Below are 246 nucleotides of genomic sequence, written 5' to 3' on the forward strand. Positions count from 1 at the left end.
GAGTTCGCGAACATTGCCGGGGAAATCGTACGATGCCAGAGCGTCCAGAGCGCTGGCATCCAGAGTCGCCTTTGCCGTGCCTTCTTCGCTGGATATCCGTCCGAGTATGGTCCTGGCCAGTGCGGGCAGATCTTCGCGTCGCTCGCGCAGACTGGGCACCTGTACATCAATGACGTTAATTCGATAGTACAGGTCGTTGCGGAAACGCCCGACCTGAACCTCGGCAGCGAGATTCTTGTGAGTGGC

At 58.5% G+C, this 246-nt stretch carries 1 protein-coding gene; it reads right to left on the minus strand.

All coding sequences use genetic code 11. From position 1 onward, the window contains the following. Positions 1 to 246: sigma 54-interacting transcriptional regulator (locus A3709_RS15720; RefSeq protein ID WP_197484241.1), on the minus strand; the 246-nt coding region annotated here is incomplete at both ends.

The organism is Halioglobus sp. HI00S01 (assembly GCF_001635445.1).
In the GTDB taxonomy this organism is placed as follows: Bacteria; Pseudomonadota; Gammaproteobacteria; order Pseudomonadales; family Halieaceae; genus Halioglobus; species Halioglobus japonicus.